This is a genomic window from Blastopirellula sp. SH421 (assembly GCF_057808535.1).
The window spans coordinates 955,659-974,584 of the sequence record NZ_CM173712.1 but is presented as its reverse complement, the minus strand read 5'-3'; the positions used below and the strand labels follow the sequence as shown (position 1 = coordinate 974,584).

The 18,926-nt window shown below is 55.7% G+C and carries 17 protein-coding genes; 7 read left to right on the top strand and 10 right to left on the bottom strand.

Translation table 11 applies throughout. From position 1 onward, the window contains the following. Nucleotides 1–20: 20 nt before the first annotated feature. Both SH421x_RS03965 and SH421x_RS03960 read left to right on the top strand, forming a co-directional pair. On the top strand, nucleotides 21–1,286 hold the full coding sequence (locus tag SH421x_RS03965) for a CNNM domain-containing protein (protein WP_488854100.1): 1,266 nt from the start codon (nucleotides 21–23) through the stop codon (nucleotides 1,284–1,286). After that, nucleotides 1,283–2,251 carry a CNNM domain-containing protein gene (locus SH421x_RS03960; RefSeq protein WP_488854099.1) on the top strand — a complete coding sequence of 323 codons (969 nt, stop codon included), beginning with the start codon at nucleotides 1,283–1,285 and terminating at the stop codon, nucleotides 2,249–2,251. The genes SH421x_RS03965 and SH421x_RS03960 overlap by 4 nt, the downstream gene beginning before the upstream one ends. 9 nt (nucleotides 2,252–2,260) lie before the next feature. Here SH421x_RS03960 and SH421x_RS03955 read toward each other — a convergent pair whose 3' ends face one another. Both SH421x_RS03955 and SH421x_RS03950 read right to left on the bottom strand, forming a co-directional pair. Further along, nucleotides 2,261–2,485, bottom strand: coding sequence for a hypothetical protein (locus tag SH421x_RS03955; protein WP_488854098.1), 225 nt, complete (start codon nucleotides 2,483–2,485; stop codon nucleotides 2,261–2,263). Nucleotides 2,486–2,649: 164 nt separating this feature from the next. Continuing rightward, nucleotides 2,650–3,537, bottom strand: coding sequence for a tetratricopeptide repeat protein (locus tag SH421x_RS03950; RefSeq protein ID WP_488854097.1), 888 nt, complete (start codon nucleotides 3,535–3,537; stop codon nucleotides 2,650–2,652). A gap of 207 nt (nucleotides 3,538–3,744) precedes the next feature. Here SH421x_RS03950 and SH421x_RS03945 point away from each other — a divergent pair, with 207 nt between their 5' ends. After that, a complete protein-coding gene (locus SH421x_RS03945; RefSeq protein WP_488854096.1) occupies nucleotides 3,745–4,182 on the top strand; it encodes a hypothetical protein in 438 nt (145 codons plus the stop codon). 13 nt (nucleotides 4,183–4,195) lie between these two features. Here SH421x_RS03945 and SH421x_RS03940 read toward each other — a convergent pair whose 3' ends face one another. The 6 genes from SH421x_RS03940 to SH421x_RS03915 all read right to left on the bottom strand — a co-directional run bounded on the left by SH421x_RS03940 (nucleotide 4,196) and on the right by SH421x_RS03915 (nucleotide 11,702). Beyond that, nucleotides 4,196–5,905, bottom strand: coding sequence for a serine/threonine-protein kinase (locus SH421x_RS03940; protein ID WP_488854095.1), 1,710 nt, complete (start codon nucleotides 5,903–5,905; stop codon nucleotides 4,196–4,198). Between the two features lie 8 nt (nucleotides 5,906–5,913). Then, nucleotides 5,914–6,504: an RNA polymerase sigma factor gene (locus SH421x_RS03935; RefSeq protein WP_488854094.1), complete on the bottom strand. Its 591-nt coding sequence runs from the start codon at nucleotides 6,502–6,504 to the stop codon at nucleotides 5,914–5,916. 713 nt (nucleotides 6,505–7,217) lie between these two features. Beyond that, nucleotides 7,218–7,703, bottom strand: a complete 486-nt coding sequence (locus tag SH421x_RS03930) for a hypothetical protein (RefSeq protein WP_488854093.1) — start codon at nucleotides 7,701–7,703, stop codon at nucleotides 7,218–7,220. 80 nt (nucleotides 7,704–7,783) lie between these two features. After that, entirely contained in the window at nucleotides 7,784–8,539 is a 756-nt protein-coding gene (locus tag SH421x_RS03925) for a hypothetical protein (RefSeq protein ID WP_488854092.1), read from the bottom strand. A gap of 738 nt (nucleotides 8,540–9,277) precedes the next feature. Further along, entirely contained in the window at nucleotides 9,278–11,047 is a 1,770-nt protein-coding gene (locus SH421x_RS03920) for a DEAD/DEAH box helicase (RefSeq protein ID WP_488854091.1), read from the bottom strand. Nucleotides 11,048–11,123: 76 nt separating this feature from the next. Next, nucleotides 11,124–11,702 carry a hypothetical protein gene (locus tag SH421x_RS03915; protein WP_488854090.1) on the bottom strand — a complete coding sequence of 193 codons (579 nt, stop codon included), beginning with the start codon at nucleotides 11,700–11,702 and terminating at the stop codon, nucleotides 11,124–11,126. 253 nt (nucleotides 11,703–11,955) lie between these two features. On the opposite strand from SH421x_RS03915, the gene SH421x_RS03910 reads away from it, so the two are divergent. Both SH421x_RS03910 and SH421x_RS03905 read left to right on the top strand, forming a co-directional pair. Continuing rightward, nucleotides 11,956–12,408, top strand: coding sequence for a hypothetical protein (locus tag SH421x_RS03910; protein ID WP_488854089.1), 453 nt, complete (start codon nucleotides 11,956–11,958; stop codon nucleotides 12,406–12,408). Nucleotides 12,409–12,582: 174 nt separating this feature from the next. Then, nucleotides 12,583–13,551 carry an alpha/beta hydrolase family protein gene (locus tag SH421x_RS03905; RefSeq protein WP_488854088.1) on the top strand — a complete coding sequence of 323 codons (969 nt, stop codon included), beginning with the start codon at nucleotides 12,583–12,585 and terminating at the stop codon, nucleotides 13,549–13,551. Between the two features lie 386 nt (nucleotides 13,552–13,937). On the opposite strand, the gene SH421x_RS03900 is transcribed toward SH421x_RS03905, so the two are convergent. After that, complete coding sequence (locus tag SH421x_RS03900; RefSeq protein ID WP_488854087.1) at nucleotides 13,938–14,408, bottom strand: hypothetical protein; 471 nt, start codon at nucleotides 14,406–14,408, stop codon at nucleotides 13,938–13,940. Nucleotides 14,409–14,430: 22 nt separating this feature from the next. After that, on the bottom strand, nucleotides 14,431–15,483 hold the full coding sequence (locus SH421x_RS03895) for a DUF1559 family PulG-like putative transporter (RefSeq protein WP_488854086.1): 1,053 nt from the start codon (nucleotides 15,481–15,483) through the stop codon (nucleotides 14,431–14,433). Nucleotides 15,484–16,040: 557 nt separating this feature from the next. Between SH421x_RS03895 and SH421x_RS03890 the strand changes: the two genes are divergently transcribed. After that, complete coding sequence (locus tag SH421x_RS03890) at nucleotides 16,041–17,174, top strand: hypothetical protein (RefSeq protein WP_488854085.1); 1,134 nt, start codon at nucleotides 16,041–16,043, stop codon at nucleotides 17,172–17,174. A gap of 241 nt (nucleotides 17,175–17,415) precedes the next feature. Then, on the top strand, nucleotides 17,416–18,855 hold the full coding sequence (locus tag SH421x_RS03885) for an aldehyde dehydrogenase family protein (RefSeq protein ID WP_488854084.1): 1,440 nt from the start codon (nucleotides 17,416–17,418) through the stop codon (nucleotides 18,853–18,855). Nucleotides 18,856–18,926: the final 71 nt, after the last annotated feature.

Here is an 18,926-nt window from a genome sequence, read left to right as displayed (position 1 = left end):
CCTCACGCCGGAGACAGGTCATGGATTTAATTTCGGCGATGACGCCGTGGTTGATCTTCATGGCGGCGTTGCTCGCGCTCTCAGCAATTTTTTCGGCGGCCGAAGCGGCTTTCTTCTATCTTAAAATAGAGGATCGGCGGAAGCTCGCTTCGGGGACTGCGACCCAGCAGATCGCTGCCCAACTACTTAACGATCCTGATCGCTTACTCTCGGCCGTCCTCTTCTGGAATCTGGTCGTTAACGTGCTGTACTTCAGCCTGGCCTCGGTCGTCGGCATTCGGATCGAAAGAGAATTTGGGGGCGCCGCAGCCGCTGGGTTCGCCGCTGGATCGCTGATGGTGATTATTTTCTCCAGCGAGATGCTGCCGAAAAGCCTCGCCGTGTTGCGTGCTCCGGCGATCGCAACGCTGTTAGCGCTGCCGGTCACTTTGGCGGTTCGAGCCGCCGATCCCATTCTGCCGCTGCTGCGCACCGTGATTACGCTCTCGCGCCGGCTGATCTGGCCAGGCTTCAAGCCTGAACCTTACTTGCAAGTCTCTGACCTGGAGCGGGCGATTGTGTTTTCAACCGAAAACGCCACGTTGCTCGAACAAGAACAAGTCGCGTTGCAAAACATCGTCTCGTTATCAGAAATTACGGTGAACGAGCTGATGCGACCGCGAAGACAATACCGTTCGTTCCGTCCGCCGGTCTCTCGCGCCGATCTAGCGGGAGAAGTTCCGCCGAGCGGCTATCTACTAGTGACCGAGTCAGACTCGGAAGATGTTGCCGGCGCCTACAATTTGATGACTGCGACCGAGCTGCCTGAAGAAAACCTAGAGCGACTCGCGTCGCCAGTCTTGTATGCTCCCTGGTGCACCAAAGCGGCGGTGGTGTTGCAGCAGATGATTACGCGGCAGCGCGAAGTTGCCGCCATCGTCAATGAACTGGGAGAGGTGATCGGCGTGCTCACGCTAAGCGACGCGGCCGAAGCGATCTTCTCTTACCATTCGGGACGCAGTGAACGGCTGCTGCATCGTCAAACATTTCAGCAGATCGAGCCGGGCGTGTGGCTGATCCCCGGCATGACCAGTTTACGCCGCTTGGCGAAACGCTTTGGGGCCGACGTTCCACAGATTCGTCCGACAACGGTCAACGGCCTGTTGCACGAAGAGCTTGAGCAACTGCCGGAGCCCGGCGATGAAGCGACCTGGGGCCCATTTCATTTTCATGTGGTCTCGGTTCCGCTGCGCGGCCAACCGATCATTCGACTCTCTTTGATCGAAAGAGAGGAAGATTGGACATGATCTGGATCCTCGCCTTATTTGCGTTCGCCGTTTTCCTCTCGGCATTTTTTAGCGGAACCGAGACCGGCTTTTATCGGGTGACCCGGATTCGCTTGGTATTGGATGCGCTGGACGGAAAGTTCTTGGCGAAGTTCCTGTTGTTTCTCACCAATCATCCAGCGCTGTTTGTCGCGACCACATTGATCGGCAACAACCTGGCGAACTATCTCGTTTCACTTTCGATCGTGTTGGCGGCCGGCATTTTTTTCCCTGGCAATTCGACGGCCGAACTACTGTTGCCCACGCTGCTGGCTCCGGTGCTGTTTGTCTATGGAGAGTCGTTGCCCAAAAATCTGTTCTTTCATGCTCCCAACACGCTGCTGCTGCGCGGCAGCCCGTTGTTTTTTCTATGCACGATTTTGTTCTCGCCATTCGCTGCGGTGCTTTGGGTGATGGGGCAAGGATTGCAGTGGTTGTTGGGCGAATCACCGACACAGGTTCGACTGCAGTTGGCTCGTAAAGAACTAGAAGATGTCTTGGACGAAGGGGGCGAAGCAGGCATCTTAAACGCGGGACAACGGCGCCTGGCGCAAGGGCTGTTCGCTGTCGCCAATCAGTCAGTCGGTACGCTTGCGCTGCCGCTGGCGAAAACCTACGTGGCGATCATCGGCGCCGAAAAAACAAGCGCGTTGGCCTATGCGAAAAAGCACAAGGTCACGGCTCTGCCGGTGGCTAAGACTGCGTCAGTCAAAAACGAGGTGATCGGGTACGTGCGCACTTGCGACTTGATCTTGACGCCGGATAAGACGATTCAATCGTATCGCGTACTGCCAGTGGTAGCCGGCAGTGATACTCAAATCGCGGCGCTGCTCCGCATGCAAAGCAGTGGAGAAAGCATGGCCGTCGTGAAAGCGCGCGACGGCAAGACGCTGGGAATCGTCACTCTCGACCAACTAATGCGGCCGATCCTCTATAGTGAAAGCTAGGTTAATCGACTACTTGTGATAGCCGAGCGATGCAATCACTTGGAAGATCTCTTCGTAGGTTACGAAACGACGACGATGCTGGATTTTATAGCCATCAATCGCGTCAGCAATCTCACGTGCCGCGTCCGACAGTTCGCTATGACTGTTCGTAAATTGGCGACGTTCGAGTGGCTGCGAAGCTTGTCGATTCGGATCTCGCCGATCAACAAAGTTCGCATCGAGCACATGCGACATAATAAAGCCCCAGTTCCCCGTGTCAGTTATTCATTTGCCAAATTTGGCGTATCTACGAATAACCTAGGACCGTTCCGACGCTTGTCAAACGTGTTACAGACGTTACGGCGCCCACATTTTACGCTGCTCGTGATCGGGTCATAACGATCCTAGCGGTTATAGGACTAGCGCTGCAGCGTCTGCTCCATTCGCTGCCGGGCAAGGGGGATTTGTCCGGCGATCTCTCGACCTCGAACATTTTGCGGATCCATCGATAAGGTTTGCCGCAAAGCCCACTCTGCCCTTGCGATCCGACCTGCCGCCAGTTCGCATTCTGCTAATCGTGACATAAGGTCGGGATTTGGTTCCCCTCGCTCCATTGCCGCTACCAGATGATCGGCGGCCGCTTCGTAGCGTCCCGCCGCTTGCAGGGTCAGTCCTTGCTCGACTAGCAGATCAACCGGAGCTTCTCCCTGGGGGTAGGCACGCTCAGCACGCGTCAGACAAGCGAGCGAACGGTCAGGCTGAGCGAGATGTCGCTGGGCGCGAGCCAAGCGGATATGCACCGGCGTTAGATCTTCGGCGAACGAGGCGCACCGCAAGTAGCTCGCCTCCGCATCTTTCCAGTCATTGCGATGTTCGGCCAAGTCCCCCGCCAATAGCCAGGCGTCAGCGCAACGAGGATACTTGGCGATCGTCTCTTGCGCCTGCTGATCCGCCTCGGGTAGCCGACCGGCGCGATAATAGATCCGTCCCAGCCGAACCATAAGATTAGGATCGTCGTTAGAAATGCGAATCGCTTCTTTCATTTCGACGATGGCGCCGTCGATATCTCCTTTGCGATGGAGCGCCTCGGCGTACTGCGAGCGGGTATGCACATCGACCGGACAGGCCTTTTTTGCTTTTGCCAGCAAGGTCTCGGCCCTTTCAATATCGCCTCGCTGCAGCGCGTCGACGCCTTGCTGAGCCAGTTGTCGGCCGTTGACCACGCGTTGATGTTCGGCGGTCTGCCGTGAGAAGGCGGCGCACCCCGTCATTGCTAGCAGCATGCACCCCAAGGCCAGGCGCAGCATCGCCGGCGTGCGACTTGGGCACGAAAATCGGTTTCTGGATGGGCCGAAAAGCCGCGTCATAAGCGGTAAATCGAGGGGTAAGTAGATCGAGGCGCCAAACGATATCAAAACCAGCTTCGTCCATCCAGAGCGGCGCCGGTTACGTTTCTCACTCAGTACGGTAAAATCGGGTGTTTAGAGAACCAAAAAACGCTGGGAGCCCTTCTGATGGCGGCCATTTATAATAATTTTGGGGTCAGCTTCTCCTATCCCGAGAACTGGAAGCTGGTTGAAGAACAGGCTCAAGAGTGGCCCCGCTCGGCTTCAGTTTATAGTCCCAGCGACGCTTTTTGGAACGTCACGGTCCATCCCAGCGATACCATTTTGCAGGACGCAGTCGACGCCGTCGTGGCCGCAATGGACGAAACCTACGACGACTTTGAGTACGAGACAACCACCGAAACGTTCGCCGAGTACGAAACGTTCGGCTGCAACATGCACTTCTATTGCCTAGACATGCTGGTCCAAGCCCAAGTCCGCGCGTTTGACTTTGCCGACGCCAAAGTGCTGGTGATGTTCCAGGGAGAAGATCGAGAGTTTGATCGGCTACGCGATGTCTTCTCGGCGATTACCCATGACTTGGTGAATCGGCAAACCAACGCATGAATAGGTGTCGCAGCTAATTAGTGCGTCCCAAATACCGTTCGCGTCGCTGAACACGAATCGCATTCAGCAGCAAAATCAGCAGCACTAAATGCGTGAAAAAGATCAGAGAGAAAACCAGGAAGCGAGCCATAATGTTGTCGCTGTAAACGGTCTTGTGGACCGATGGCTGTTCACCGATCGAGAGCAGCACCATGACAACCGGCAGCAGAGCATAGAACGTTCCGACGTATAAACCCCACACCTTGTCGAATAAGATCGCCATACCAGCGGCGAACAACGGCAACACCGTCGTGACGAGAATCGTCATCGAGGTAATCCATTCAGTAGGGATATCGGCATTCTCGAAACCTAACTCCTTGGGCCAAAATAGCAGCGACGCAAAGCAAGTCGCCAGCATCCAGGTCGCCATGCAAACCGCTAGCCAGCATGCGACTGCTCCCGCTTCGTAAACACGTTGTCGTTCGTTGGCCCATTGAAGCAAACGTTCTGCAGGATTCGGCCGGCGGATACTGACACGTTTGCCGTGCAGGGCTTGCCTCAGGTCGCAGGCCAAGTCATCGCAACTCTTATAGCGATGCTGAGGATCGCGTTCGATACAGCGTAAGACGATCGCCGCCAGATCTCGCGTTACAGCAGGGTTTAAACGCCGCGGCGAAACAACCTGACCGCGCATCACCGCGTTTGCTACATCTAAATAACTATCCCCGGCAAACGGCGGCTTGCCGGTCAGCAATTCATACAGAATGACACCCAGTGCATATACATCCGTATGGACGCCGGTGGGACCGCGACTGCGATATTGCTCAGGAGCCATGTAAAGCGGAGTTCCCATCATCATGCTGCTGCTAGTCTCGCGCAGGCGCTGCTCTCCCAGCTTGGCCAAGCCAAAGTCCGTAATCTGCGGCGTAATCGGAAGATCGCCGCATGGCTTGTCGGTCAGCATGACATTGCTGGGCTTTAAATCGCGATGAATGACTCCTCTCTTATGCGCATGCTCCATCGCTTCCGCTAAATGTATCACGATTTTAACTGCGGTTTTCACCTCACAAGACGGTGAGTGCGTCGATAAATACTGCGCCAAGTTTTGGCCGGGACAATAGGCGGTCGCGATGTAAGCTATCTCGTCGATTTGCCCAGCGTCATAAACGGTAACGAGATGGGGATGCTCGAGCGATGCGGCCAACTCGGCTTCCTGGAAAAAGCGTTTCCGTTGTTCATCGGTCAAATCTTCTAGACGTGGGGTCTTGAGCGCTACCTCACGATTCAATTGCGTATCAGTCGCTTGATAAACGACGCCAAAACCGCCGGAGCCAAGCAGTCGTTGAACGCAATACTTCCCAAGCTGCTGTCCGTTCGCTAGTCCCAAGGTCGCCGGTCCCCGCGAACCGCCAGCGCTCGTATCGGCCAAGCCGTGACTAGAATCCTTGATCGATTGAATCGCGTCATGTAAACGCAACTGCCGCTCAAGCCGCTGCGCAAACTGGGGAAAACGGGTCGCCAAATCGTGCAGGTTAAAGTCTGCTAACAACGTGCGGCTTAGTTGCAGTTCGTTGTAGACCAGATCAAAGAGATCCTCTTCGTTGTCGCTCAATTCTGGATGCTTTGACCAGAACTCTTCCACCGTTGTTCGATTTCCTGCGCGCCACTGACGCGTTTGATCACGACAAAGCTGATCGATGAGGCGATATTCGGAGTACGAAAGTTCGTCTTCAGGCTTATCCATCAGCAATTCTAGAACCAAGGTGTCAGTGTGCGACCAACGCGTTCTACCGCACGTTGAAAACGTTTACGAAGCGCTTCCGGCGATTCCCCTAGCTTTTCTCCAATCTCTTCCCACTGAAAGCCCTGTCGCCGCAACGACGCCAGCTCAAACTCGTGAGTCGACAACTGACGCTCTAGTTCTTCCAGCAAATCGCTCAGTTCCGCTGCGTTGATCGCGACTTGGTCTTGCCGCGGTTGCTCACCTTGGGCATCGACTTCGGACAACGGACGAACGCGTCGGACGTCCCGTTTTTCGGCTAATTGGGCTCGGTAGGCGTCATGTGTCTTATTGCGAGCAATTTTCAGCAACAGTCGCAACAACTCTTCGGGCTCGGCGATATCATACTGACCGGCGCCGACCCGCAGGAAGAAAGAGATCATCACTGACTGACAGATATCTTGCGAATCGACCACTCGGCGAACTGCCGCACTTCGCAAACGATACCGAATCTCGGCCCTGATTTCTGACTCATAACAGCGAAATAACTGCTCGGCCGCCGCTGGCTGACCGATGCGGATCTGGCGGATCAGCTCTGCGATATCAATCGATTCTTCGGCCATCACTGTTCGCGCTGCCGTCATCAAAAGGGAGGAAATCTCGCAGCGCGTCGATTCAATAGGCCGCCGCTCCATTGTAATCCGCAGCCCACCAAAAAGAATGGGCAATCACCTTCCTTTCTTATGGCGAAGGCCAGGGTTTATTCCCCAATCCTCTCCTTAAACGATCCAAGCTCGGACTGTTGAAGTAACCGGCGGAAAAGACCGTCACTAACGGCAATTCAGGTTTTTTTGAGACCAAAACGGTGAGAGATCCTTGTTCGCCAAGCGGCTAAATTGCCATTCTGGCAATTCGGCGTTCTGCCAGCATTTTTTTGAAAACAACCTTCCCGGACGGCAGTCGCAAATTCACAAGCTATACATGAGTAGCCAACTTGCAAATCGAACGCAAACTGGACCCGCCGCCGAGAAGGGAAGTTTATGTGCCAGACATCCACTTGTAACCATTTGTTCCATTTTTGTGGGAAACAAGTGAGTCACGCCGGTGATGCATTCTGCCCCTGCGACGGTTGCCTGTCAAAGTTCAGTTGCCGCGGCTACTGGAGCATGCCCACCAAAAAACCAGCCGCGTCCGAAGTCGCATTGCCAATCCTTCTAACCCTAAACGGCGACCTTCATTCGCGCGTTGACCCCTCGCACAATGCTTTAGAAGTACACGAGAATAGCTTTTGCACGATCGTGTAAAGTTACATTCTTGGCGGCGTACTCAGTCAGGTTTAATACGACCAATAATATTCCAAAAAGAAATAGCCGGTTCGCTCTGAATAGCACGCCGTTCCCCCGAAGCTTCTGCCAGACTGAATGCCATTGAAGGGCATCGGCCAATAGTAGTCAGACGGCGCGAAAGCCGTTCTGGCGTTCGGCTCTTCGAGCAGTAAAGCAGACATCTTCCCCTTCAGAACATCCGCGCCGGGAATCCCCTCGGCTCGCAGCAACGGAAACATCTGCAGGAGTTGGTCCTTGCTCTCGACGATTCCTAGAATCTGAACTCTCGCGCCATGCGGAGCAGACGTTTCGCGGATCACGCACCGAATCGCTTGCGGCGTCGCGGTAAGTTCGCCAATCTTCGGCGCTTCGTTCAGCGTGCCGCGGGTGATCGTAACGGTGACTCGGATGGCCAGATAGACGCAAATAAAACAGGCGACCATAAAGGTCGCGAAGAGGAGGAGATTTCTGATTTGGTTGCGATTTGTGGCCAACATCAGCTCCGCGTGAGGCAGGCGATTCTCATTACGATCGTACTCTAATCACTCAGCCGCTTTTCGTCAGACCACAGGCTGACCTATACTCCCACAGCTGCATAGATTCGCTGCGCCGCTTCTTCTTCATGCGGCAGCACCATGATTTCGCCTTTGTCGGCGCCTGTCACCATGCAGGCCAAGACGCGTGACAGGGCGACATGATCCGGCAAGCGATCCCGTTCGATCCAGATGTCGGCCATATAAAGGACGCGACCGCTGGTCATTTCGAGCGGCACTCGGTTGCGGCGCCCTTCGCGGTAGTTGTGGTCTTTGATCAACTCGGCGGTTCGCTGTTGATACGGCGCCAGCCCGGCGATTTCGGCAGGCTCCGCCGTATAAAGCTCAAACAGCTCGCTCGCCACTTCACGCATTGCGTCGGCCAGTAATTTCGACGGAGGCTCATGCGAAAAGATCGAAAGCGCCGGCGCCGACGCAATGCGTTTCTCTTGCAAGAATTGAGAGTTGGCCATCACCAGAACTGCCAAAACCGGCTTTCCCTCTTCCCGGATGCGCCGCTGAGCCGCCGCGTCGCAATAGGACGAGTAGACCAACAGCAGCACGACCGCCAACACCAATAACAGCACAACGCCCAAACAGACCGCGCCGCCAATCGCCAACCAAGTCATGAATGTCGTCTCGCCGAGAAGAGGAAAGGAGAAGCATGAAACGGCTCCCATCGTAGCGAATGCAATCCGTTTTACAACTTTTTCTCGGCCGCCGCATTTCTTCCCATAGGACTCCCCTTCTCCACCCAAGTCGCCGTCTGACAACTGCGGCAGCTGAACGCCCGGGACCAAGAAAATCGCCCGCACAAATCAAAGTGGTTTCACCAAAGCAGGCGCCACTGACTGGCTTCCCCAATCCCTGATCGATGAGCGTTCCGACCTGCCGGCCGAGGGGGAAGCTTCTGCTTTCTTGCTTGACAATGCCTCAGTCTTTACTTACAATAGACAAAGACATTAACTTGAGGATCGGACAGGAAAGGAGATATAGTGTGCCAGGCCGAAGACAACCACATTTACCTCATTGGAGGTACAAATGCCCTCAATCGTGAGCTTGGCGGTCCAATTACGCAAACCTCCAGCATGGCAAGATAGGTAGCCTTGTCGAAAAAACGCGTGCGATCCAGTCCACACCGCGTGCAAGTCTACACAGTGAAATAAATCACGAATGGCGAATCCAGCACAAAACACCAACCCCCGTAGGCACGGACCGTTAAGAGGAGAGGACCGCATGTCCCACGCCTGCGCATTGGAGGATGAAGAAGAAAACGATCCGGTCCGGTCCACTCAGAACAAACCACCCAGTAGAAAAAACGTTGTGGTCCAGTCCAGTCCTATAGTCCAGTCCAGTCCTATAGTCCGGTCCAGTCCTATAGTCCGGTCCAGTCCTATAGTCCGGTCCAGTCCTATAGTCCGGTCCAGTCCTATAGTCCGGTCCAGTCCTATAGTCCGGTCCAGTCCTATAGTCCGGTCCAGTCCTATAGTCCGGTCCAGTCCTGTCCGTTTATCACGGTTTCCTGATTGAATCCGCGATTATGCCGCCAGACGAATCGGGCCCTTGGGACTTCGTAAATTAAACAGACCGAAGATGTCATCTTTCGACAAGCCGCTCGGCGCTGGAGAGCCTGCTTCGGCGAACAGGGCGTTGAATAGCTCGCGTTTCTCACTCAAGACCTGATCGATACGATCCTCGATCGTGTTCATCGCTAAGTAACGCGAGATTGTCACCGCTCCCTTGGCGCCGATGCGGTGAGCACGATTGATCGCCTGGTCTTCGATCGCCGGATTCCACCACCGATCAAACAAAAAGACATACTCACAAAACTGCAAGTTCAAACCAACGCTACCGGCGCCGTAGCTCATCAAGATGACCTGCTTGGTCGGATCATGCTTGAACTGATCAATCACGCCGTCTCGTTTTTTACTCGGGATTTTGCCGTGATACTCCAGCGGTCCAAATGGTTCTAACTGACGTCGAATCTGTTCGATCGTCTGCGTCCACTGGCTGAAGACGATCGCTTTTTTGCCGCTCGCCGCGACTTCTTCCATGTCGGCTCGCAGCTGATCCATTTTGGTGCTATCGCCGGTTCGCGGATCAAAGTTGCAAATTTGTTTGAGCCGCAGGACTAGCTCAAACACATGCTGTACGGTCAACTCTTCCCCCATTTTTTCGAGCCGGACGATTCCTTCGTTCTCGGCCAGCTCGTAGGTCTCTTGCTGCGCCGGCGACAACGTCAGATCGGCGTCGCGATAGAGTCGCGGCGGCATGTCTTCGAGCACCATATCTTTAGTGCGGCGGATGATGTACTCGCTGGTCGCGGCGCACAGCTGCTTGAGCGGCATCCCTTTGTACAGATAGCCCGGCACGAGAAACTCGAAGATGCCGACCAGATCGTCGGTGCAGTTTTCGATCGGCGTACCGGTCAGCGCCCAACTGCGATCGCGAGGGATGGCCCGCACGATTTGCGCGGTGGTGCTGCCCGAGTTTTTGATCCGCTGCGCCTCGTCCAATACAACCAGATCAAAGCGGAGCGACTCGTCATTGACGATCTGTTGATCGCGCATCAGCAGTTCGTAGTTGGCGATCCGAACCGGCGATTCGGCCGATTGCCATTGCCAGGTGCGGCGTGCTTGATCCCCTTCGATAATCGAAACCGGAATCTCCGGCGCCCAGAGCGCAAACTCACGTTTCCAGTTGGTCACCAACGGCTTCGGACAGATCAGCAAAATGTTGCGTGCCTCGCCGGAGCGGATCAGCATCCGAATGGTCGAGATGGCCTGCATCGTTTTGCCCAACCCCATTTCGTCGGCCAGCACGGCGGCATGCCGGGGGAAGAGGAACGCGATTCCTTCAAACTGATACGGGAACGGCTCAAAGGGAAATTCGAGCAAACCCGAGCTAACCAGCGACTCCAGCGATGGCTGCAACAGATAGTAGAGCCGGTCCTGCAGCTTGATCACGTCCGTCGGCGGTTTGATGCGCGTCGCCTGATTTTTGGCGGTGCGCGGCGGTTGCGGTTCCTCAGGATCTGCGGCGCCAGCCTTGTTATCAGCCAACGGTTTCTTCGCGGGGGCATTAACCGCCCATTCTGGCGCTTCCGGAAAGACATAAGTTTTGACAGCGACACGCGGCGCACGACAAGGGATCGACACCACTTTGGGCGCATCAACGCCGATCGAAGTCGAGTCAATCGTCATCGGCAAATCGGCGCCAAACGTTTCACTGTGCGTTTCGACAGCGACTGTCAGGTTAGAGAACGAGACAATCGACGGCGCCGCGACATCCGCTTCCGGCAGATTCATTTTCCCATCCTTGGGTCATGAGGAACGTGGCGTCGACGCAAGGTCGACGCTTCCGTTCGAAATACTCAACCGTCTGCTAACCGCGTGGAGCTTGCTGGGCTTCACTGATCGCCTCATGGATGCGACCGAATGGCTCGGTCAAATCAATCCGCCCCGCAAACGTTTCCCAAACCCCAGCCACATCATTTCGATCTTGCGGAAACGCATCAGCGATCATCACCTCGACGCCGGCCAATGCAAACCAAGCTGGCGCTTTGGGCGCGGCGATCGCATGCGCGTTATCGACTCGCCAAACCTGACCTCCGGCATTGTCGGCAGACTCGGCATCTGGCGCCGTTGACTGCTTGGCGGGTGTCGGAGCGACGGCAATTACCGGCACATCCACATGCTGGCGAACGGCAAGCACTTCGATCATGTCCGTGCAAATTATCCGCGGAGCTAGATTTGTCTTGCGAACCAAAGCGGCGGCAATCTGCTCTCCACACAGATATTCGCGGAGCGTCGGACCGTACAAAATCTCTTGGGCACGATTTGCACGCACAGGCGTCGTACAATGAAACTCGAGTGGGCGACCGTTGGCATTCAACAATAGGTACCCGCCGAACAGCCCATGCTGCTCGTCTTCGACCACCGTTAAGTATCCTACAGTCGGCACGGAACTTTTGTCCCTCGCAGTCACAGGCGGCTTTCTCTCAGGGTGCATTTCCAGGGGTGCTATCACATCGCCGGTAATCCCTCACGCAACGATGCTTCCTTCACAATCGGTGCTGCGCGGCGGTCGACTTTAACCATCGAATCGAACGCGACAGAAGGGGGATCTGCTAGCGTTCTACACAAAACCCGCAATTGCTCGACAATCACCGGAAAGCGTGACTATACTTGGAGCATCAAATCCGGAGTCATAATTGATGTCGAACCCGAACAACTTCCCCTCCCTATTTACGCACGTCGACGTAACTGCAGGCTCCCCCTCAGGTAACGACGATGCGTCCGCCGGCAATATCACCCTGCTGTTGCAGCGAATGGTTGCCCTACAAGAGCGGCAAGCAGAGCTATTAGAAGAAATGCTGCAGCAGCAGATTTCGCAGCAAAAGCAACGCCAATCCGAATTGGCAGCTTGGCGGAAGGCTAACCCCCAGTTAGCGGACAAGTGCCGTAAAGCAGCCGAAGCTCTCAGCAAGGTCCACACCGAATTCCTTGGCTCGATCGCCGACGAAATTGACGACAGCGGTGAAGATATGGCCGATAGCGAATTCATGCTCAATGAGTTCGTCGATCGCTTTGGGCCTCGCATTGCCCACCTGAACGGCGTACTCCAGATGCTAGCCCAGTTAGGCAGCCCGCATCCGCCAGCGAAGTAAGACAGCACCCAACTGCTGTCGTCGATTTTCGCCGAACCTCCAAGCCCCACTCAGATTGGGGCTTTTTTATGCGCCCACCCCGCCGGCCTTTGGCGCCTATCCTGAAACCTGAATGCCAGCAGTGAAGTAGCTTTCTATGTACGCCCTTCTGCTGATCTCTTCTGGGAACTTGCCATGACGCTGCAACTTCGATTTTCGCTCACCTCCTTACTTTTGGTCAGCTGTTTACTGGTCCCCGCCGCGACGGCCGAAGAAACCAAAGTCCGGATGATCGATTTCGAGCCTAAAGATGCTTCCCGGGATCGCGTAGTTCCCCTTCGCGTTTATCTACCTGAAACCGACAAGCCGCTGCCGGTCATTTTGTTTTCGCACGGGCTCGGCGGCTCTCGCGAGAACAGCCCTTACTTGGGTAACTTTTGGGCCAGTAACGGCTACGTCTGCGTTTTCATGCAACATGCCGGCAGTGACGAAACAGTCTGGAAGGGAGTCGCACGCCGCGAAATCTTGCCCGCGATGAAGGCAGCCGCCAGCGGCAAGAGCTTGATGGATCGGATCAAGGATGTCCCGTTTGTGATCGATCAATTAGAAATTTGGAACAAGCAGCCCGACCATCCGCTGCATGGCAAACTGGACCTAGAACATATCGGCATGACAGGGCACAGCTTTGGCGCGGTCACTACCACGGCGGTCGCCGGTCGCAAGTTTCCGCTGGGTCGCAACAGCGCCGAACCACGGATCGACGCGTTCTTGCCGATGAGCCCGCAGACCAGCGAAGGAATGTCGGCCGAAAAGTCTTACGGCGAAGTCAAAGCGCCGATGCTGTGCATGACCGGCACCAAAGACAGCAGCATGATTGATTCACGCACGACGCCCGAGTCGCGTCGCGAAGTCTATCAAGGCCTGCCGCCCGGCGACAAATATGAGCTAGTCTTTGAAGGTGGAACGCACGGCACCTTCTCGGACGTCCGCGGCATGCGGATCGGCAATCGAGACCCCGACCATCACCCGGCGATCCAGCAAATCAGTCTGAAGTTCTGGGACGCGTATTTGAAAGAGGACGCGGCGGCGAAGCAGTGGCTACAGTCGGATGCGCCGCGTAAGGAGGTGAAGCTGAAGGAGGAGGATGTTTGGCAGTGGAAGTAGATCTCTGCCGCGAATTGGAGCTTCGAGCTCCGTGCTTCGATCGTCATTCTGGTTTCAACATTTGACCTACCGTTGCGTCCGCTTTTTCCTCGCTTGCGCATGTTGAAGTTGCGATCTTCAGCAGGTTCGTAAAAATAGAACGCGGAGGACACGGATCAGTCACGGTGTTACACGGCAAGAGGGGAGATTTGCATTTTCCCATCACGTCAAATTTGTTTACGAACCACAACAATTTGAAAATGCCAGCTTGCGGCACAAACAACGATTTCTGACCGTGAAACACCGTGATTTATCCGTGGTATCCGTGTTCCATTCTTTCTTTGTCCTCCAATAGCGCAACTTCAAAGCTTGCGCAACGGGCTACGAAGATAGTTCTGCTTTTCTTCCTACTCTTCCAGCGCAAACGTAAACTGGTTCTCCCCCGGGTCTTTTACTTCCACGCTCAAGCCGCTGGTCTTCTCGCTGCTATAGCGTTTTGGCAGCAGATGCCTGGGATTGCCAGAGAGGGCGGCGTTCATTTCGCGGGAGAGTCGGTTGTATTCGGCAGGACTGACCGTATCAGGATCGGGCAGCGCCAAGGTTTCCAGCTTGCGGATTGCGATTTCATACGAGCCAGGGATCACGCCGTCCCCTTCTTCAAACGTCCATAACTCTACTTCCCCCCGGCTGTTGGTATGCCCCACCGCGCCACGTAGTTCGGCGCCGGCAAAGACCACGGTCGCGCCTGAGACCGGCTGGCCGTTGAGCGTCACAATCGCGGTCACAGGAACCGTCTTGGGACGATTTGGATCGACGGTTCGACTGCAGCCAATTGCTGCCAACAGGCATACCAGTGCGGCAAGGTTTGCTCGGCTCATCTCTTTATCCAACCAGTCATGCTTACAGACTTGAGGTCGCTTCTTGACCGGCGATCGATCCCATCGCGCCCCAAACGCCAAACGGACTTGGGCCGCCGCTCACTTCGGTCGCGGTCGGATTGCCGCTATCGATCGTATCGGCAACAAAGTGGGTCGAACCATCAGCAAACCCAACATTCACGCCGCCGGGATGAAAGCTGCTAGGAGTCCAGACGCCCCACGAATTATCGGTCGATGCGGTCGTACAGCGCGGCGCATTCGGAGGAAGCACCGTGCTAAACCCGCTGAAAAAGACGCGACCTTCCGCCCAGCGACTACCAGGCGCTCGATGTACGTACGACTCAGCCGTCACCGCGACGGCCGAGTTAACCATGCCGTTGGTCCCGCGCGCCGCCCAGCAATCGGCAGGACTAGAAGGGTTCGCGTTAATCCCCGGCGTGACTGCGACGTTTCCCTTCATCGTACGTGTGATGCTATTGGGGCCGACCGTCACTTCTGACACGGCGGCAGTATTGCTGGATCCGTCGGTCAAGTCACTGAAATCACGATTGATCTGAACGACAAACATCCCGCGCTTCGTAGAGTTTGTCGAGTCATTGCTTCGAATACTATCGCCGACACAAAGATGATAACTACGAGGCTTACGATCATTGGTGTTGGTCCGGGTCACCCAGTTAGGATCCGAAGGGCAAGCCAGCTCCGGGATCATCGTGTTTTGATGCGTCGGATTCCAATCGGTCGAGCCATACGGCGGGCTCGCGCTGGTCATTCCGTCCCAAACCGCCGATTGCTCTAGATAAGGTAACAGCGAGACAAACCCGCTGGGCCGGGCCGGCGCCGCTTGAATTTGCATGGCAGGGAATGCCGAGTAGGTGTCGTGATAGGTATGCAACGCCAAACCAACTTGCTTCATTCGGTTAATGCACTGCATCCGCCGCGCTGCCTCACGGGCTTGCTGCACCGCCGGCAACAACAACGCGATCAAGACGCCGATGATCGCGATCACGACCAAAAGCTCAACCAGCGTGAACGCAAATCGCCGATCACACGCGAAACCGCTTCGTGAGACGTGCATGGGCTTACTCTCTCTTCTAGGTATGAGCGAAAGAAAAATGCCGCGTTGCTAGGCCAGAGAAGTGATCACTGGTATGAAGGGATTACACCCCTCGCAGGGGTTTAGTAAGTCATTTCCCGCACTTAGTTTTATAAAATTAAAGCCAGAGATGGGTCAAGGAAATAACCAGCTTGAGCTGCAATTTCCCCATCGATATGCCAGCTTATTGGCGCCCATTTTGAGTAGCGATCGCGATGCGGATCAAGAGTAAAAATACCGTTGCGATCGAAGAAAAGTGCTACCCAAGCGTGTTGCCTACTAAGCCGAGGTCTACTCCTTGGCTGGCCGAGTTACTGCATCCTATCCCCTTTTCAATCCTGCATTTTCCGACGTTTGCATCTAATGGAACCTGCCCCCTACTGAGTCCCTTTCCTCATTTATTCCGTCCCACAATGGTTGTCGAAACAACCTTTCCTCTCTATCCTGATAGAAACAGACCCGCGGTTAGTCGTTTCTTCCCTCCACTTGCCTGCCGCGCGGCGATTTTACTGCCCCCTGTTCCTGCGTAGGTGGTGAAGATGAATTCTGGCGAAAGCGTCTTGTCGGCTGACATTCAAACAAAAGCCCAGGCCGCCAAGGACAAGCTCGACCAACATGCGTACGAGACCGTCCAGTGGCACTTTCACGAGTCGACCGGTTGCCCGTTCTGGCTCGAGAAAAAGAAAGAGCTCTCCTTCGATCCGTTGACCGAAGTCAAGAACTACGAAGACATCCAAAAGTTCCCGCTGTTCGAGGACGAATGGCTTCGCGGGGGTCCCGTGCGTCGCTGGGTTCCCAAGGCGTTCGAGAACGATCCGGTCTACGTCTTTGAAACCGGCGGCACCACCGGCATTCCCAAAAGCCGCATCGCGATCAACGACTTCCGTACCGACTACGAGAACTTCAGCCACACGCTGCCCGATCAGTACTTCCCCAAAGGCTCGAACTGGCTAATGCTGGGCCCGTCTGGACCGCGGCGTTTGCGTCTGGCGGTCGAGCACTTGGCCCAGTATCGCGGCGGCATCTCGTTTTGTATCGACTTGGATCCCCGCTGGGTGGTCAAGCTGATCAAGAAGGGCTGGATGGAGCATCTGGAAGAATACAAAAGGCATTGCATCGATCAGGCAATCAGCGTGCTGACCGCCGGTCACGACGTGAAGTGCATGTTCGGCACGCCGAAGCTGATCGAATCGCTTTGCTTGGGCTTGGAAGAACGCGGCACTTCGCTGGCCGAAGTCGGCATCACCGGCATCTTCAGCGGCGGCACCGAGTTCACGCCGCAGTGGACTCGCTACTGCGTCGAAGAACTGTTTGGCGGCTCGCCTGAGGAAAGCGGCATTTACATGACGCCCACCTATGGCAACACGTTGATGGGACTGGCCTGCAGCAAGCCGGTTTCGGCGGCGGACGGCTACAAGATCAGCTACTACGCTCCGCAGCCGCGGGCCGTGACCGAAGTGGTCAGCTTTGATGATCCGATGCAGACCGTCGCTTACGGTGAAACAGGCCGCGTCAAACTGACGACGCTGACACAAGAGTTCTTCGTTCCCGGATTCCTAGAACGTGACGAAGGCGAACGCGAGATGCCGTTCGAGAAATACCCCTGGGACGGCGTCAGCGGAGTTCGCCCTTTCCATGGGACCGCATCTAGCACCACGGTCGGCGTCTACTAACCGCTTTGGTACGATCGATTTGGACACAAGCCCGCAGCGCCAGCAAGGGAAAGCGGGCAGCCAGTCCAATCATTTCGAGAGCCACTGTTAACTTTTAATTTTGATTACAGACGGTTCGACATAACCCAACGCATTCCCTCGCTGGCGCTGCGGGCTAGTGTTGAATGGATCCGGTAATTCGGCATTCTGGTTTCGACATTCGTCATTATCCCTGCTCCCCGTTTCAACTGCGAGAATCGTGATGCTCAAAATTCCAGCCATCCGTTGGGGCAAGCCGTACGAATCGCTTGAGTTCGAAGATGTCGTTCACTTCGCTACCGGCGAGCCAATTGCTCGCTTGAGCCAGGTAGGCGGCGGTCTGTTGAAACGGGATATGCGGTTCGCTCAAAAGGCTCGCGACGCGCTGCGCGAAATCCCTTCAAACGAGTTGCTAGAGATCCTGAAGAAAGCGGCCGACCTGTTCATGACCGCGACGTTGCCGATGGGAGACGGCACGCAGTCGCCGGCCGAGTTTGTCCATGCTCAAAGCGCCAGCACCGGCCTGCCGGAAAACATGTGTCGCTTCAACATGGAGAAAAACGCCTATGCGCTGTCGAACATGAATTTGATCCTCGACTCGCTGACGCGCGGCTTGGATCTTGAGATTCTCTCGCGCGGCTACGGCAAAGAAGATCGCGGCGTGACCGTCAGCTATCAGGCCCAAAGCCCGGTGCTGGGCGCTGTGCTGCCGTCCAACTCACCCGGCGTGCATACGCTGTGGCTGCCGGCGATTCCGCTGCAGTTGGGTCTCGTGCTAAAGCCAGGCGGCAAAGAACCTTGGACTCCCTATCGCATTTACTATGCGATGGTCGAAGCCGGCGTGCCGGCCGAAGCATTTGGCTTGTATCCCGGCGCCGGTGGCGATGTAGGCGCCGCATTGCTGGCGTCGTGCGATCGCTCGATGGTCTTCGGCGGTCAACAGACGATTGACCAGTATCATGGCAACCCTCGCGTTCAAGCGCATGGCCCCGGCTTTAGCAAGATCTTGCTGGGAGACGACGTGGTTGACGACTGGGAACGTTATCTCGATCTGATGGTGCAAAGCGTCTTCGCCAATAGCGGTCGCAGCTGCATCAACGCTTCCGGCATCTGGGCTTCGCGTCACACCAAAGAAATCGCCGCGGCGATTGCCGAGCGCATCGGCGGCGTCGAGCCGAAAGACCCGACTGATCCGACCGCATCGCTGGCCGCCTTCACTCAAAAAGGGATGGCTCCAGCCGTGTGGGGCATGATCGAGCAAGATCTGGCAGAGTCAGGCGTCACCCACATGACCGAAAAGTTTGGTCCGCGTCTGGAAGAACATGAACTTTGCGACTATCTGAAGCCGATGGTCATCCATGCCGACAGTCCTGAACGCGCCGTCGCTAAGAAGGAATACATGTTCCCCTTTGTGAGCGTTGTGCAGTGTCCCCAGGATCAGATGATCAAGCAGATTGGCTATACGCTAGTCGGCACGGCGATCACCGGCGACGAGGGTTGGGCACGTCAGTTGACCGACGCGACCAACATCGATCGCTTAAACATCGGCCCGATCCCAACGATTAAGCTCGACTGGCTGCAACCGCACGAAGGGAACTTGATTGAGTTCCTCTTCCGCAACCGCGCCTATCAAATGGCGCCGTTGGAAGTGGCCACGGTTTAAGTGGTTCAATCAGCTTCGCCCGCCGTCGATGACCGCGGGCGATTTCGTAGCTACACGCGGGTAAGTCGAGT

Excerpts from the sequence above, each read along its gene's own strand:
- SH421x_RS03965 (WP_488854100.1), top strand. The coding sequence starts at position 21 with ATGGATTTAATTTCGGCGATGACGCCGTGGTTGATCTTCATGGCGGCG.
- SH421x_RS03960 (WP_488854099.1), top strand. The coding sequence starts at position 1,283 with ATGATCTGGATCCTCGCCTTATTTGCGTTCGCCGTTTTCCTCTCGGCA.
- SH421x_RS03955 (WP_488854098.1), bottom strand. The coding sequence starts at position 2,485 with ATGTCGCATGTGCTCGATGCGAACTTTGTTGATCGGCGAGATCCGAAT.
- SH421x_RS03950 (WP_488854097.1), bottom strand. The coding sequence starts at position 3,537 with ATGCTGCGCCTGGCCTTGGGGTGCATGCTGCTAGCAATGACGGGGTGC.
- SH421x_RS03945 (WP_488854096.1), top strand. The coding sequence starts at position 3,745 with ATGGCGGCCATTTATAATAATTTTGGGGTCAGCTTCTCCTATCCCGAG.
- SH421x_RS03940 (WP_488854095.1), bottom strand. The coding sequence starts at position 5,905 with ATGGATAAGCCTGAAGACGAACTTTCGTACTCCGAATATCGCCTCATC.
- SH421x_RS03935 (WP_488854094.1), bottom strand. The coding sequence starts at position 6,504 with ATGGCCGAAGAATCGATTGATATCGCAGAGCTGATCCGCCAGATCCGC.
- SH421x_RS03930 (WP_488854093.1), bottom strand. The coding sequence starts at position 7,703 with ATGTTGGCCACAAATCGCAACCAAATCAGAAATCTCCTCCTCTTCGCG.
- SH421x_RS03920 (WP_488854091.1), bottom strand. The coding sequence starts at position 11,047 with ATGAATCTGCCGGAAGCGGATGTCGCGGCGCCGTCGATTGTCTCGTTC.
- SH421x_RS03910 (WP_488854089.1), top strand. The coding sequence starts at position 11,956 with ATGTCGAACCCGAACAACTTCCCCTCCCTATTTACGCACGTCGACGTA.
- SH421x_RS03905 (WP_488854088.1), top strand. The coding sequence starts at position 12,583 with ATGACGCTGCAACTTCGATTTTCGCTCACCTCCTTACTTTTGGTCAGC.
- SH421x_RS03900 (WP_488854087.1), bottom strand. The coding sequence starts at position 14,408 with ATGAGCCGAGCAAACCTTGCCGCACTGGTATGCCTGTTGGCAGCAATT.
- SH421x_RS03895 (WP_488854086.1), bottom strand. The coding sequence starts at position 15,483 with ATGCACGTCTCACGAAGCGGTTTCGCGTGTGATCGGCGATTTGCGTTC.
- SH421x_RS03890 (WP_488854085.1), top strand. The coding sequence starts at position 16,041 with ATGAATTCTGGCGAAAGCGTCTTGTCGGCTGACATTCAAACAAAAGCC.
- SH421x_RS03885 (WP_488854084.1), top strand. The coding sequence starts at position 17,416 with ATGCTCAAAATTCCAGCCATCCGTTGGGGCAAGCCGTACGAATCGCTT.